This is a genomic window from Vibrio sp. FF266 (genome assembly GCF_041439695.1).
Lineage (GTDB): Bacteria > Pseudomonadota > Gammaproteobacteria > Enterobacterales > Vibrionaceae > Vibrio > Vibrio tasmaniensis_A.
Genome location: NZ_JBGOOO010000009.1, coordinates 60,706 through 74,855 on the forward strand (window position 1 = coordinate 60,706; position 14,150 = coordinate 74,855).

Below are 14,150 nucleotides of genomic sequence, written 5' to 3' on the forward strand. Positions count from 1 at the left end.
TATTGGAAACTGTTTTGAGAGTATGCCAGAGCAAATATGAATGCCATAAAAATTACGACTTGAGCGGATAATCGCTGCAATCGAAGTCGATTTATGGTTAGAATTCGCCATCTGAAATTAAAATTGAACGTTTGCTATGAAAATTGGATTATTTTACGGCTCAACCACCTGCTACACAGAAATGGCAGCAGAGAAAATTCGCGGCATTATTGGTGAAGACCTAGTTGATATCCATAACGTGAAAGAAACCCCTCTTTCATTGATGGCGGACTACGATCTTTTACTGCTCGGTATCTCAACTTGGGACTTCGGTGAAATCCAAGAAGATTGGAATGAACTGTGGGAAGACATTGCAACCACGCCAATGAAAGGCAAGGTTGTAGCGCTGTTTGGTTTAGGTGACCAAGAAGGCTACGGCGAGTGGTTCTTAGATGCGATGGGTCTATTACATGATGAGCTGAAAATCGCTGGCGCTGAGTTTGTCGGTTTCTGGCCAAACGATGACAGCTACGAGTTCGAAGCGTCTAAAGCTCTCACTGAAGACCAATCTCAATTCGTTGGTTTGGCGCTTGATGAAGATTCACAATACGAACTGAGCGACGACCGTATCGCTAGCTGGGTTGAACAAGTACTGGTTGAGTACAGCGAAAAGCTATAACCAAACAGAAGTACACTCAGCTAAGTAACTCAGTAGCGAAGTAGCGAAGTAGCGAAGTAGCAGAATATTAAAAGATCACAGAATACAAAAAGGCCTCATTACTGCGAAGTAATGAGGCCTTTTCTATTTCATGTCGAAGGACAATGTCATCTCAACGGAAGATTAAACAGTCTCTTCAGCCATCTCTTGCTCTGTTGATTTACCAACGAAGAACATACAGATGATTGCGGCAGTTGTTGGAAGCAACCAACCCATACCGATTTCGAACAACGGCAGCATGTTCATTGCAGATACATCTATACCTGCAACTTTAGCACCATCGATAAGAGCAAACAGTAGAGACACTAATACCACTACGCGGTAAGCCGCTTTTGGATTAGGAAAACGGCTGCGCAAGAATGTCAGTGCGACCAATGCGATTGCTACTGGATAAAGTGCAAACAGAACTGGAACAGACAGATAGATTAACTGAGAAAGGCCAACGTTCGCTACGGTTGCACAAGCTACACCGTTGATGATTACCCAGGTCTTGTAAGACAGAGGTGTTAGCGAGCTGAAGTAATCAGAACATGCTGATACAAGGCCAATCGCCGTCGTTAGACAAGCCAATAGTACGATCACAGAAAGCACGAGTTGACCTGAAGGGCCAAACAAAGATTGGACGTATAAGCTTAAGATAGCGCCGCCATTATCTGCACCCGCTGCAACTGTTGCGCTTGTTGCGCCCAGGAAGAACAGAGAGATGTAAACAAATGCTAGACCCGCTGCCGCAATACAACCCGCACTGATTAGGTACTTAGTTGTTGCTGCGCGGTCAGTCACGCCTTTACTGCGAATTGCGTCAACAATCAGCATGCCAAACATCAAAGCAGCAAAAGTATCCATGGTGTTGTAGCCTTCAAGGAAACCTTTGGTCAGTGGCTGAGTGATGTACTCACCGTGAGCCGCAAGGACATCACCTTGTGGGTTAATGAACACAGCAACTGCCAGTACAACCAAACCAACGAATAGTGCAGGCGTAAGTACCTTGCCAATAACGTCAATAAGCTTACCTTGTGACCATGAGAAGAACATCGCTACCACAAAAAATGCAATCGAAAAGAGAGTTAGATGAACTTGAGTCGCATCAATGAAGAACGGCTTCACCGCCATCTCATAAGCAACAAGACCGGTACGTGGTGCAGCAAATGCAGGACCGATGATGATGAAGATCAGCACAGCCATGATAGTTGCTGCTTGCTTAGGAAGATCTTTCGTTAGATGACCCCATGAACCACCAGCCACTGCGACCGCAACGATAGTGATTAACGGCAGACCAACGGCAGTCAGCAGAAAACCAGACATCGCTGGAAGAAAGTGATCACCAGCTAATTGGCCAGCTAGAGGTGGGAAGATGATGTTACCCGCACCTAAGAAAAACGCAAAAAGCATAAAGCCCAATGCCATTATATCTGTTAGTTTTAGACTCTGTTTCACAGATAATCCTTAATTATATTTATGAGTTTATGTTGTGCTTACATGAATGTTACAGCGAGAAGCTGCCAATCAATCTTTAAAATAGTCGCGCATAATGACGAAACACTCGGCTAGCTGCAAGTCACCATAAAAAAACACCATATAAATTTGCATATATAAACAAAAAGTAGTGAATTAAACTAAATATACGCAGATTAACATAATTATCAACCAATCATTGTTAGCAACAATAGATGAGCAATTAGAATATTAATTTACACAAACAGTTAACATTAGAGCTAATCACTTAAAATATCTCGATAATCAGAATATTCATGAAAGACAAAACGATAAATACTAAAAGCTTCAATTTTAAGAGGTTCTCTATTTACGGAGGACAGAGCGGCATGCCTGTTAGCACCGATGGAGTACTACTCGGCTCATGGATTAACCTTGCCCCTGAATCATTAGTACTCGATATAGGGACAGGAACAGGGCTATTAGCCTTAATGGCAGCACAACGTTTTGAGGATGCTTCAATCTCTGCGATCGATATTGATCAGCACGCCATTGATGCTGCCACAGTCAATATTGAGCAGTCGCCTTGGCAAGATCGCATATCCCTTCATCACGACAGCGTGTTAACCACGGATTTCTCGCAACAATTTGATGCCATAATTTGTAATCCGCCCTACTTCAACTCTGGTGAACAGGCACAGCAAAGTCAAAGAGCCACCGCTAGACACACCGACAGCTTGGATCACCTTCAACTTGCCCAGTGTTGTTTCGAGATAACAACTGATGCCGCCACCGCCAGTTTTATACTGCCGACGCCCGAAGGAGAAGGCTTCATAAAACTTGCCGAGCAATGTGGTTGGTACCTAGCAAAGCGCCTTGATGTGAAAACAACCGACAAAAAACCGCCAAGCAGAATCCTGTTTGAACTATCTAAAGATCCTGTTAGCGAGCAAGATTTGCAGCGTGAATCGCTTACGATCCATCACGATGGCGGTTATAGCGAGGCATTTATTGCCCTTACTAAAGATTTTTATCTCAAGATGTAGCAAATACCATGTGATCCTAATCACTAATGCTTCTATAATGTCCGACTACTCTTTTTTATCGTCTGCTTTTTGAGGCAGAAACATTTATTGCTTGTGGAGAAACAACAGTGATCAGAACCTTTGCAGAACTCGATCTAAACCAAGAGCTGCTTAAAGCAATTGACGAAATGGGCTACGAACGCCCAACACAGATACAAGCTGAAGCAATCCCACAAGCGTTAGATGGAAGAGACGTTTTGGCTTCTGCGCCAACAGGTACTGGTAAAACAGCATCATTTGTATTGCCAGCACTGCAATACCTACTGGATTTCCCACGTAAGAAATCTGGCCCTGCACGTATGCTTATCCTGACGCCAACGCGTGAGCTAGCAATGCAGATCACCGAACAAGCACGTGAGCTTGCTAAATACACCAGCCTAAATATCTTTACGATCACGGGCGGTGTGATGTACCAAGAGCACGCAGATATCTTAAGCACGACTCAAGATATCGTAGTCGCAACACCTGGTCGTCTGATGGAATATATTGAAGGCGAGCGTTTTGACTGCCGTGCGATTGAATGGCTGGTTCTCGATGAAGCTGACCGTATGCTAGACATGGGCTTTGGTCCTGTTGTTGACCGTCTGTCTGCAGAGTGTCGCTGGCGTAAACAAACTTTACTTTTCTCAGCAACGCTAGAAGGTAAAGGTATTGAAGGTTTCACTGAAGACCTTCTGAAAAACCCAGCAGAGATCGATGCAAAATCGTCATTGCGTGAACGTAAGAAGATCACTCAATGGTATCACCGTGCCGATTCAGCTAAGCACAAGCTTGATATCCTAAAACATATCATCACAGAGCAAGCTGAACGCAGCATCATCTTCTTGAAGACTCGTGACCGCCTAGGTGACCTACGAGCTCAATTAGAAAGTGCACAGATCCCGTGTGTATGGATCCAAGGTGAAATGCCTCAAGATCGTCGTAACAACGCGATTTCTCGTTTCCGCGATGGTTCTATCAACGTACTGCTGGCAACTGACGTCGCAGCTCGTGGTATCGACCTTCCAGATGTAAGCCACGTTATTAACTACGACATGCCGCGTACAGCAGATGTATACCTACACCGCATCGGCCGTACGGCTCGTGCAGGTAAGAAAGGTAACGCGGTTTCTATCATTGAAGCGCACGATCAACTAATGATTGAACGTGTGGCTCGTTACACTGAAGATGCGATCAAAGAGCGCTTCATCGAAGGCATGCGCCCAACGCATAAGAAAGCCGCGGTAACAAAGAAGAAAAAACCGAAGAAAGAAGACAAGAAAGCGGTCGCGAAGCAAAAAATTGCTAAGAAAAAGAAAATCGCTAAGAAAAAGAAAGCCGTTAAGAACAAGTAATCGAACCGCCTTTCAATGATTCAATAAAAAGCCCCATGCAGTTATCTGCATGGGGCTTTTCTTTGTCTGGCTTATTATTGTCTGGCCTGTTATCAGGCTAAATAACTCGTTTCTAATTTTAATTACAGGCTAAAGCCGAAGTAACTCGTTAACCAAGAGTGACTAATTAACCAAGAGCTATTAGTTTTGCTCTTCACGCTTGAAGACTAACTCTTTCGCGTTCGACTCTTCTTCAACGAAGTAGTAACCCGCAGTATCAAACCTGGTTAGCGCTTCCACTGAATCGATTTTGTTCTCAATGATGTAGCGAGCCATCATGCCACGCGCTTTCTTGGCGTAAAAACTGATCACCTTGTACTGGCCATTCTTGCAGTCTTTAAAAACTGGCGTGATGATTTGACCATCAAGGCTCTTCGGCTTCACCGCTTTAAAGTATTCGTTCGATGCTAGGTTGATCAACACATTATCGCCTTGAGCATTCAACGATTCATTCAGCTTGTCTGTGATGATGTTGCCCCAGAACTGGTACAAGTTGGTGCCACGCTCATTAGCTAAGCGTGTGCCCATCTCTAGGCGGTAAGGCTGCATCAAATCCAATGGCTTCAATAACCCATATAAGCCAGAAAGCATACGCAGGTGATTCTGTGCGTAGTCAAAATCATCGTCCGACAGTGTTTCAGCATCTAAGCCTGTGTAGACGTCACCTTTGAACGCCAAAATAGCTTGGCGAGCATTCTCTTGGGTAAAGGTCTCGCTCCATTGCTCAAAGCGCGCTACGTTCAGCCCAGCAATCTTATCGCTTACCTTCATCAGTGCTGATACATCAGCAGGTGTCAGCTTACGACACACTTCAATAAGCTCTGCAGAGTGCTCAACAAACTCTGGCTGGCTGAAGCGCTCAGTCGCTAATGGTGATTCGTAATCTAATGTCTTGGCTGGAGAAACGACAACTAACATAACTTTACCCTAATCGGTTATCTAACTGGATGCAGCTAGAGTATAGAAAAAACATCAACTTGTCTTTATGACTCTTCCTATTACTTTGATAGACAGATCTAGCTGTAAGTCGCTTACAAAGAAGAATCTCTTACAAAGAAAAATCGATAATAAAGAAAATATCGCAGGCAAAGAAAAAGGCTAAGGTCGAAACCTTAGCCTTTCTAATGATTTTAGGATGAGTGATGAATCACTCCAACAAGATTACTTCTTCTTGTTGTTAACCCAAATACCATCTTCCAATTGAGCCTTAAGCTCTGGGAAATCATCCGCATCGAACGTGGGTACTTTACCCGCGTCTAATTGACGGTTGTAGTCTTTCGCTAGCTTAATCACGATGCCCGATAGCAAGATGATCGCTACCAAGTTAACAATCGCCATTAGGCCCATCGATACGTCAGCTAATGCCCATACCGTTGGCAGTGTCGCGAGAGAACCGAACATAACCATACCCAGTACAACGATACGGAACAGCACTAGGCCCTTCTTGTTGTTGTGCTCTAAGAAGATAAGGTTTGTTTCTGCGTACGAGTAGTTTGCAATGATTGAAGTGAAAGCGAAGAAGAAAATCGCTACCGCTACAAAGATACCACCCCATTCGCCGACTTGTGCTGTTAGTGCACGTTGCGTGAGTTCGATACCCGTTACTTCACCGTGCGGTACATACTCACCAGACATCAGGATGATTGCTACTGTTGCAGAACAGATAACAATCGTGTCCATGAACACGCCTAGCATTTGCACATAACCTTGTGATGCTGGGTGCGGTGGGTAAGGCGTAGCAGAAGCTGCTGCGTTTGGCGCAGAACCCATACCCGCTTCATTCGAGAACAAACCACGTTTGATGCCGTTAATCATCGCTTGTGCGATTGCGTAACCTAGGCCACCCGCTGCTGCTTCTTGCAGACCGAATGCACTCTTGAAGATAAGAGCCAGAACTTCAGGCACTTTCTCAATGTTCATTAGCATTACGTAAATAGCGATAGCTAAGTAAGCCAGTGCCATAATTGGAACAATGATTTCTGCAGTGCGAGCAATCTTACGGATACCACCGAAGATAACGAATGCAGAGATGATTACGATACCAACACCAACGTAGCTGCGCTCAAAGTCGAATGCCGTGTTCATTGCGCTTGCAATCGCGTTCGCTTGAACCGCGTTGAATACAAGACCGAATGCAATGATTAGGAAGATAGAGAATAGAACCCCCATCCAACGCATACCTAGGCCTTTCTCCATGTAGTATGCAGGGCCGCCGCGGTAGTTACCGTCGTTATCACGCGTTTTGTATAGCTGTGCCAGTGTGCTTTCTGCAAACGATGTTGCCATACCTAGCATGGCAATTAGCCACATCCAGAAGATAGCGCCAGGGCCACCAGCGGTTAGTGCTACAGCAACACCAGCCATGTTACCCGTACCGACACGTGCTGCTAGACTAGTACAAAGTGCTTGGAAAGAGGAGATACCTGCACTGTCTGCTTTACGGCTGTTTCTAAGAACAGAAAACATGTGGCCGAAATGGCGGAATTGAATGAAACCTAGTCGTACAGTGAAGTAGATACCCACACCAACGAGTAAGTAAACTAAGATAGATCCCCAAAGGAGATCGTTCATCAAATTGATTAAGTCTGTCACGTGAACCTCGTAATTGAGTTTAAGCACCGATCTTGCTTCCTAGCCTTCCTCTAGATCACCTATGCCAGTGTCAATAGTTGTGTCGGCATTAGATTTATATTTATTTGTTGCGATCTAGATTGTAAATGTCGCTTCATGCATCCATTTTACGTATCGGTGTATTTTTTGACGGGCGGATAATGCAGCGAGACGGCCTAAAAATCAATATGAAAATAAACACATATTAAAATGACATTTCACTAATAAGACACCTTTTGTTAACACAACTTTCAACAATAGCGCCTAATAAAAGTCACATTGTCAGGACATAATATCAACAAAAACTAAGGCACTATCAAAACAAAAACACCATCCTGTAAAAATGACGTCAGCCTAGGTTTTACAAGGTATAGTGAAGATCTGTGTTTTTTCTAGGGTAATGAGATCCCTATACTACACGGCACAATGCGCACTTAAATGCACTGTAGTCAAAATGCTATTCCATTTGCACAATGAATTAACATTCAATCCCCCCTAATTTAATCGTTTACTTAAGTTTGTTTGCTTGTTTTTTGTACACGAAAATCCCCGAAATGTGTGAGCATGCATAATAAAACAGAACAAAAACTTCATACATTTGAAACAAATGAGAAACAAATCAAGGTTATTGTGAACTTAAATATGATATTTAATGGTTCGTAAGAACGAATCCCACGGAAGGAGATATGCTTATGGATAGCTTTCAATTCGATGAATTATCAGAACTAGAAATGCCTCGTACCACTCAAAAAACACGCTCTAAACCACTCAAACGTAAATGGCGTGAAATTGAGGCAATCAATGATCGTAGACAGCTTGAGAAAGAGCTTAGAGAGATGAACCTAGGTCTCGATTTTAGCCTTGACGATATAAAGCTTTAATCAGCACGATAAGAAATCGGATAGCAAAAAGCACCTGTATAGGTGCCTTTTTTATTTTACGAGGTATTTAATCCGCTCAAAGCGTCATTTGGGAACTAGCCCTCTAAAATAGAGAGCATCTAAAATAGTCACGCTTCAACATGACAACTGGCTAAACGCACTCTTGTTCATTTTGTCGAACACGAGCCGCGAGTTGGCGGTATTCATCAGCAATTGTCTCTCCAAAGACAGGGTCGTCTTCAGGTTGAAGCCATTGAGACTCCACCTCTTGCCAATCTTTAACTGTGAACGACTCAACAATCATTGGTAACACATGCTTCTCTTCATATTCCATGTGTTTTCGTTGAGCTTTAACAAAAGCTTCAAGCTGCTCAATAAATACTTGTTGAGGAACCACCGCATCTTGAAGGATCATATCGACCACACCTAAAAAGTCCGCCGTTTTCTCAGAAAGCAATTGATGCTCCAGTTCCAAGTCTTCAATCACTTGATCACTGCCATATTGCTTAAGGTAGTAACGATAAATAACATCTTCTTTCGGGTGATGCACCTTGTCTGAATGGTCCATGAGATAATGAACCACCTCTGCGATCAGGCTATAGTTTATTTCTCGCTCCTGTTTCAGAAACTCTAACTTACTATTGAGTATCGCGAGCAAACGAGCCATATAGCCATGCTCTCGTCTTATCCTTTCAATCATCATAGTATTGCACTCCATTACACCTACTGTTTATAAGTGTATACGAAGATGCTGATTTATGATTTGACCCTGCTCAGAAAACCACCAACCTATACTTATGTTGGTAAACGCCAGTCGATAGATTGTTGATCCATAGAAGAAAGTAGCTTGTTGGTTGTTGAGAAGTGCTGACAACCGAAGAAACCACGGCGTGCTGATAATGGTGATGGATGAGGTGCAACCAACACATGGTGCTTGTCTGCATCAATCGCTTGGCCTTTCTTCTGGGCGTGTGCGCCCCACAACAAGAAGATGATCGGTTCAGAGCGCTGATTGAGCTCTGCAATAACGGCATCGGTAAAGGTTTCCCAACCACACTTAGCATGTGAGTGGGCTTTTGCCTCTTCTACTGTAAGGACAGTGTTCAACATCAACACCCCTTGAGATGCCCAAGAATCGAGGTAGCCATGACTCGGGATCTCAAAGCCCTCTATATCTTGTGCAAGCTCTTTGTACATATTACGTAGAGAAGGAGGGATTTTTACACCTGGCAGTACAGAAAAAGCTAAGCCATGAGCTTGGTTAGCGCCGTGATAAGGATCTTGCCCTAGGATAACCACGCGTACGGACTCGAAAGGCGTCATATCGAAGGCACTGAACACCTGCTCTTGAGGGGGGTAGACGGTTTTCCCACTATTGCGTTGCTGTTCAACAAACGCGAGGACACTCTGAAAGTACTCTTTGTCACGTTCATCATTAATAATGGATTCCCAAGTCTTTGGTGCGCTCATCGTTTTACTTCCCAATCATCAAGGTTTCTAGGGGCTTTCGCCAGACAAAAAATAGCTGTATCGGCTAACTGTCCTAAATAAGGCTTTAGGGCGTGTTGACCTTTCGTGGTTAAATTTTGTTCGAGATAAAAGCGTTTTAATCGCGGCGAGGGAGAAGTAGCATAGTCATTCTAAGAAAATCTCCCTCAACAAAGAGTAAAACGCTTTTAGCCGAACCCTCCGGGCAGCGTTTGCTAGTCATTTCTACTGCGTTAGCGGCTTCTCATGTAGGCTAGCTACACGTCAAAGCCTCTGCCTTGTATAAATACCCAGCAACTCGCTGCAAAAATCAGCTCGAAAGATCAACACGCCCTATTTATACCTCATACAGCTATCAATAAACATGATGTGTAGGGTTCACTTGTTGATGAATCATAATAATCAGTTCAAGTTGTGTTTATCTCGATTAACCACTTTTCTGCTGTGTACGATGGTGACCGTGGTTATGCACATGACGGTTTGGGGTTGGTAAACGGCGAGCAGCAGATACAGTTGAAGTTTGGGCTTGTGAATACATAAAGGCACCTCCTCTAAGACATCGTGAACTACATATTCACTTTAATACTATGAAAGAAAGGTGCCAATTTTTAGGAGTAGAAGGAAATTAATTATTCCCTCTATTATTACGCTTCTTCGCTCGCTAGCGTTGCTGAGCGATGAAACATTCTAAGTTGTTGAATTTCCTCTTTCCAGATCGTCGAATCAATGGTTTCCAAGATAAGAGGGATACCATTAAAGCGAGAATCCGAGGCAATATACTCAAAACAATCCCAGCCAATCTCGCCTTTTCCTAAAGAATGATGTCGATCGACTCGGCTCGCAAACTCAGCTTTTGAATCATTGATGTGCATTGCTCTTAGATAGTGCATACCCACAATGCGCTCGAACTCAGCAAAAGTCTGCTCACACGCTTCTTTTGTTCGTAAGTCATAACCGGCTGTAAAAGTATGGCAAGTGTCTAAACACACACCAACGCGTGATTTATCTTCTACTTGGTCGATGATCTCTGCTAGTTGCTCAAACTTCCAGCCAAGGTTCGTCCCCTGCCCTGAGGTATTCTCAATCACCGCAATCACATCAGGCACCGCTTGATGAGCCAAGTTGATAGACTCAGCGATCTTGGCCAAACATTCGCTTTCTGAGATTTTCTTCAAATGACTCCCAGGATGAAAATTCAAAAGCGTGAGTCCTAGTTGGTTACAACGCTCCATTTCATCAATAAAAGCCGCACGTGATTTCTCTAGCTTCTCTTCTTCTGGTGCTCCTAGGTTAATAAGGTAGGAGTCATGAGGAAGAATATTCTCAGCACTAAAGCCCAACATCTTACAGTTGGCTTTAAACGCACTAATGGTTTTCGCTTCCAGCGGCTTTGCTGCCCACTGTCTTTGGTTTTTGGTGAACAGTGCAAAAGCATTGGCGCCAATCTCTCTTGCGCGCATTGGCGCCTGATCAACACCACCAGCAGCAGACACATGCGCACCAATAAACTTAATATTAGTTTCAGGTTTTGAAGATGAATTATTGTTTGTCATTAAATCACTTTACACTTTCAGGATGCTTAATAATTAAAGGGTCGTATCACTTACAGGTCAATAAAAACACAACAAATGTAGTAAATTAACAACAAATTCCACTGTTAAATATTTTTTATACTTTAAAATATTTTGTAATTACTTTGTTTTCAAAGGTTTTATTGATTTAACTCAAAGTAATCACCTTGAAAAAAATGAGGTTTTTGGTTGTTTTTTGACTTAAATCAATATTAAACTACCACAAACTAGGTATATATTACTCAGCTCAATAAAATTCGAAAGTTAACACCATAATCAAACCACATAAAGTGGACTAGGAGATAGTTATGATCCAAGGTATTCAAATTACTAAAGCAGCAAACGACGACCTACTAAACTCAATCTGGCTACTAGACAGCGAGAAGAACGAAGCTCGTTGTGTTGTTGCTACTTCAGGTTTCGAAGCTGACCAAGTTATCTCAGCAGCAGACCTAGGCGAGTACGAAAGCCGTGAAGTTGCTATCGAAGCAGCACCACGCATCGAAGGTGGTCAACACCTAAACGTTAACGTTCTTAAGCGTGAAACGCTAGAAGATGCCGTTGCTCACCCAGAGAACTACCCACAGCTAACTATCCGTGTATCGGGTTACGCTGTACGTTTCAACTCTCTAACTACTGAACAACAACGTGACGTTATCGCACGTACGTTCACTGAGTCTCTATAATTTTTAGAGCTTGAATTAGAATACAAAAACGGCGCTCATTGAGCGCCGTTTTTATTTGTTCAACAATACTGGTGTAGGTTACGGTTGAACTCGACGAAGCACTGCTTTTAGCGCTTCAAAATCGTTATCTAGATCTTCAGACAACAACTCCATCACCGCGTGTTTTGCTAGCGGACCTGGCAGTTCAATGTCAGTACCTAAGATGTCATCAACCACTTCTTTGAATTTCGCAGGGTGTGCCGTACATAAGAACAGGCCTGTCTCGTTCTCTTGCAGTTGCTCTTCCAATAGACGGTAAGCAATCGCACCATGAGGTTCACACAGGTAACCTTGAGCTTTTAGATCACGTACTGATTCAGCACTCTGCTCATCAGATACTTTACCTTTACCCAAAGTATCCAGTCCCCAACCTTTCAGTTGGCAAAGCTCTTCGATACGTGGCCAGTTGTTTGGTTGGCTCACGTCCATCGCGTTCGATGTTGTCGCAACCGTTGGTTTTGGATCCCATTGACCTGTTTCTAGGTAACGGGGAACCGTGTCGTTTTCGTTGGTTGCTGCAATGAAGCGTTTAACCGGTAAGCCTAGCGCTTTCGCTAATAGACCCGCAGTTAGGTTACCAAAGTTACCACTTGGTACAGAGATAACCAGATTTTCACGTTGCTCTTTGGTTAGCTGAGAAGCCGCCTCAAAGTAATAACAGATCTGAGCCATCAAACGGCTGATGTTGATTGAGTTTGCTGAGTTTAAGCCAATTTCTTTACGCAGTTCAGCATCGTCAAACGCGTCTTTTACTAATGCCTGACACGCATCAAAATCGCCATCAATCGCTACAGTGTGAATGTTCTTACCTAGCGTACAGAATAGCTTTTCTTGCAGTGGGCTGATCTTGCCTTTCGGGTATAGGATAACAACGTTGATGTTTTCCATGCCGTAGAATGCGTGTGCAACCGCAGCGCCAGTATCACCCGATGTTGCCGTTAAGATTGTGATTTGACCGCCATCAGAAACCGCAGCCAAAGATTGAGCCATAAAACGGCCACCGAAATCTTTAAATGCTAACGTTGGACCGTGAAACAGTTCAAGTGCGTAAACACCGTCTTTCACTTGGTTGATCGGTGCTGGGAATTGGAATGCCGCATCCACTAGTTGATCGATCTGTTCTTTTGGTAACTCATCACCAATTAGAGCAGAAAGAATCTTTGAACTACGAGGGACAAAGTCCTCTGCAAGTAGTGCATCGATGTCATCGAACTTAGGCAGCTCTGATGGGAAAAATAGACCTTGATTACGACCTAGACCTTGACGAACGGCTTGGCCAAAAGAGACTTGCTCATCGTTTTCTTTGATGTTGTACAGCTTCATAACTCACTTCCTGTAACGATCGAACCTTGTTTATCTAAGCGACAAACGTGGACGAATCCTTCTTCATTTTGTACGTAGTGTTGTTCTAACCAGCGTGCAACACGCTCGGCGACATCTTGTTCTTTGCAAATGCTAAATAGCGTAGGGCCACTACCAGAAATTCCAGTAGCTAATGCTCCTGCTGACGTTGCATATTTACGTGCATCAGCAAACCCTGGAAGCAGTTTCTCACGATATGGTTCAGCAATCACGTCTTTGATCATCTTAGCGGCTAGCTCCGGCTGACCAGAGTGACAAGCATGAATAAAGCCCGCTAAATGACGACCATGGGCAATCACATCTTGACGGCGATACTGAGAAGGCAAGATCTCTCGCGCTTCAGCCGTTGAAACCTTGATGCCCGGGTACGCCATTACCCAATACCAATCGTCAAAACATGGAACCTCTTGGCTAATAATGCCAAGCTCTTCCAACATTAATTGCACACCACCAAGGTAACATGGCGCTACGTTATCGTAATGTATGCCACCTGAAATCTTACCTTCCATTTCACCCATAAGAGCAAGCAGTTCAGTTTCATTCAACGGTTGACCATGAAAACGGTTCAAAGCATCTAGTGCTGCGACAATTGAACATGCACTTGATCCTAAACCAGAGCCGATAGGCATGTTCTTCTCTAGCGTCATCTCTAGAGACTTAACTGAGATACCTTTCTTGTCTAACTCGCGAGAGAACACAACCCAGCAGTCGTAGACAATATTTTCTTTGGTTTCAGTTGGCAGCTTAGAAACAAAGCTGCCTGCTGTTTTTAGCGAGAATGGTTCATCACCGGCTTTCACCATTACTCGGTCACCAAGCAATGTGCCATCCACTGGAGACACAGCGGCCCCCAGCACATCAAAACCTACACTGACATTGCCGATTGATGCAGGAGCATAAACGACAACATCCATATCACTTGAA

General features: G+C 43.7%; 13 protein-coding genes. 5 read left to right on the plus strand and 8 right to left on the minus strand.

Annotated elements, in window-relative coordinates; translation table 11 throughout:
* Window positions 1-136 precede the first annotated feature (136 nt).
* Complete coding sequence (gene fldB / locus ACED59_RS09495) at window positions 137-658, plus strand: flavodoxin FldB (protein WP_009848425.1); 522 nt, start codon at window positions 137-139, stop codon at window positions 656-658.
* Window positions 659-820: 162 nt separating this feature from the next.
* Here fldB and brnQ read toward each other — a convergent pair whose 3' ends face one another.
* Window positions 821-2,134, minus strand: a complete 1,314-nt coding sequence (brnQ, locus tag ACED59_RS09500; RefSeq protein WP_017098337.1) for a branched-chain amino acid transport system II carrier protein — start codon at window positions 2,132-2,134, stop codon at window positions 821-823.
* A gap of 314 nt (window positions 2,135-2,448) precedes the next feature.
* Between brnQ and ACED59_RS09505 the strand changes: the two genes are divergently transcribed.
* The gene (locus tag ACED59_RS09505; protein ID WP_017098336.1) at window positions 2,449-3,177 is read left to right on the plus strand and encodes a tRNA1(Val) (adenine(37)-N6)-methyltransferase; all 729 of its coding nucleotides are present in this window, start codon (window positions 2,449-2,451) and stop codon (window positions 3,175-3,177) included.
* Window positions 3,178-3,284: 107 nt separating this feature from the next.
* Entirely contained in the window at window positions 3,285-4,550 is a 1,266-nt protein-coding gene (gene srmB, locus ACED59_RS09510; protein ID WP_009848422.1) for an ATP-dependent RNA helicase SrmB, read from the plus strand.
* A 180-nt stretch (window positions 4,551-4,730) separates the two neighbouring features.
* On the opposite strand, the gene yaaA is transcribed toward srmB, so the two are convergent.
* Together yaaA and ACED59_RS09520 are read right to left on the minus strand one after the other, a co-directional pair.
* Window positions 4,731-5,507 (minus strand): peroxide stress protein YaaA, encoded by a 777-nt coding sequence (gene yaaA / locus ACED59_RS09515; protein ID WP_017098335.1) that lies wholly within the window; start codon window positions 5,505-5,507, stop codon window positions 4,731-4,733.
* A gap of 243 nt (window positions 5,508-5,750) precedes the next feature.
* A complete protein-coding gene (locus ACED59_RS09520; RefSeq protein ID WP_009848420.1) occupies window positions 5,751-7,181 on the minus strand; it encodes a sodium:alanine symporter family protein in 1,431 nt (476 codons plus the stop codon).
* A gap of 710 nt (window positions 7,182-7,891) precedes the next feature.
* Here ACED59_RS09520 and ACED59_RS09525 point away from each other — a divergent pair.
* Window positions 7,892-8,080, plus strand: coding sequence for a DUF3545 family protein (locus tag ACED59_RS09525; RefSeq protein ID WP_009848419.1), 189 nt, complete (start codon window positions 7,892-7,894; stop codon window positions 8,078-8,080).
* A 151-nt stretch (window positions 8,081-8,231) separates the two neighbouring features.
* Here the strand turns inward: ACED59_RS09525 and ACED59_RS09530 are convergent, their stop codons facing one another.
* The 3 genes from ACED59_RS09530 to nfo all read right to left on the minus strand — a co-directional run bounded on the left by ACED59_RS09530 (window position 8,232) and on the right by nfo (window position 11,121).
* A complete protein-coding gene (locus tag ACED59_RS09530; RefSeq protein ID WP_017098332.1) occupies window positions 8,232-8,783 on the minus strand; it encodes a hemerythrin domain-containing protein in 552 nt (183 codons plus the stop codon).
* Window positions 8,784-8,875: 92 nt separating this feature from the next.
* Window positions 8,876-9,550 (minus strand): uracil-DNA glycosylase, encoded by a 675-nt coding sequence (gene ung / locus ACED59_RS09535; protein WP_017098331.1) that lies wholly within the window; start codon window positions 9,548-9,550, stop codon window positions 8,876-8,878.
* 662 nt (window positions 9,551-10,212) lie between these two features.
* Window positions 10,213-11,121 carry a deoxyribonuclease IV gene (nfo, locus tag ACED59_RS09540; RefSeq protein ID WP_017098330.1) on the minus strand — a complete coding sequence of 303 codons (909 nt, stop codon included), beginning with the start codon at window positions 11,119-11,121 and terminating at the stop codon, window positions 10,213-10,215.
* A 326-nt stretch (window positions 11,122-11,447) separates the two neighbouring features.
* Between nfo and grcA the strand changes: the two genes are divergently transcribed.
* Window positions 11,448-11,825: an autonomous glycyl radical cofactor GrcA gene (gene grcA, locus ACED59_RS09545; RefSeq protein ID WP_009848415.1), complete on the plus strand. Its 378-nt coding sequence runs from the start codon at window positions 11,448-11,450 to the stop codon at window positions 11,823-11,825.
* Between the two features lie 78 nt (window positions 11,826-11,903).
* Here grcA and thrC read toward each other — a convergent pair whose 3' ends face one another.
* Window positions 11,904-13,187 carry a threonine synthase gene (gene thrC, locus ACED59_RS09550; RefSeq protein ID WP_017098329.1) on the minus strand — a complete coding sequence of 428 codons (1,284 nt, stop codon included), beginning with the start codon at window positions 13,185-13,187 and terminating at the stop codon, window positions 11,904-11,906.
* Window positions 13,184-14,140: a homoserine kinase gene (gene thrB / locus ACED59_RS09555; protein ID WP_032499913.1), complete on the minus strand. Its 957-nt coding sequence runs from the start codon at window positions 14,138-14,140 to the stop codon at window positions 13,184-13,186. Before thrB ends, thrC begins: the two co-directional genes overlap by 4 nt.
* Window positions 14,141-14,150: the final 10 nt, after the last annotated feature.

Bases quoted from the DNA above. Each gene is read 5' to 3' on its own strand.
- fldB (WP_009848425.1), top strand. From the start codon at position 137: ATGAAAATTGGATTATTTTACGGCTCAACCACCTGCTACACAGAAATG.
- ACED59_RS09505 (WP_017098336.1), top strand. From the start codon at position 2,449: ATGAAAGACAAAACGATAAATACTAAAAGCTTCAATTTTAAGAGGTTC.
- yaaA (WP_017098335.1), bottom strand. From the start codon at position 5,507: ATGTTAGTTGTCGTTTCTCCAGCCAAGACATTAGATTACGAATCACCA.
- ACED59_RS09525 (WP_009848419.1), top strand. From the start codon at position 7,892: ATGGATAGCTTTCAATTCGATGAATTATCAGAACTAGAAATGCCTCGT.
- ACED59_RS09530 (WP_017098332.1), bottom strand. From the start codon at position 8,783: ATGATGATTGAAAGGATAAGACGAGAGCATGGCTATATGGCTCGTTTG.
- ung (WP_017098331.1), bottom strand. From the start codon at position 9,550: ATGAGCGCACCAAAGACTTGGGAATCCATTATTAATGATGAACGTGAC.
- nfo (WP_017098330.1), bottom strand. From the start codon at position 11,121: ATGACAAACAATAATTCATCTTCAAAACCTGAAACTAATATTAAGTTT.
- grcA (WP_009848415.1), top strand. From the start codon at position 11,448: ATGATCCAAGGTATTCAAATTACTAAAGCAGCAAACGACGACCTACTA.
- thrC (WP_017098329.1), bottom strand. From the start codon at position 13,187: ATGAAGCTGTACAACATCAAAGAAAACGATGAGCAAGTCTCTTTTGGC.
- thrB (WP_032499913.1), bottom strand. From the start codon at position 14,140: ATGGATGTTGTCGTTTATGCTCCTGCATCAATCGGCAATGTCAGTGTA.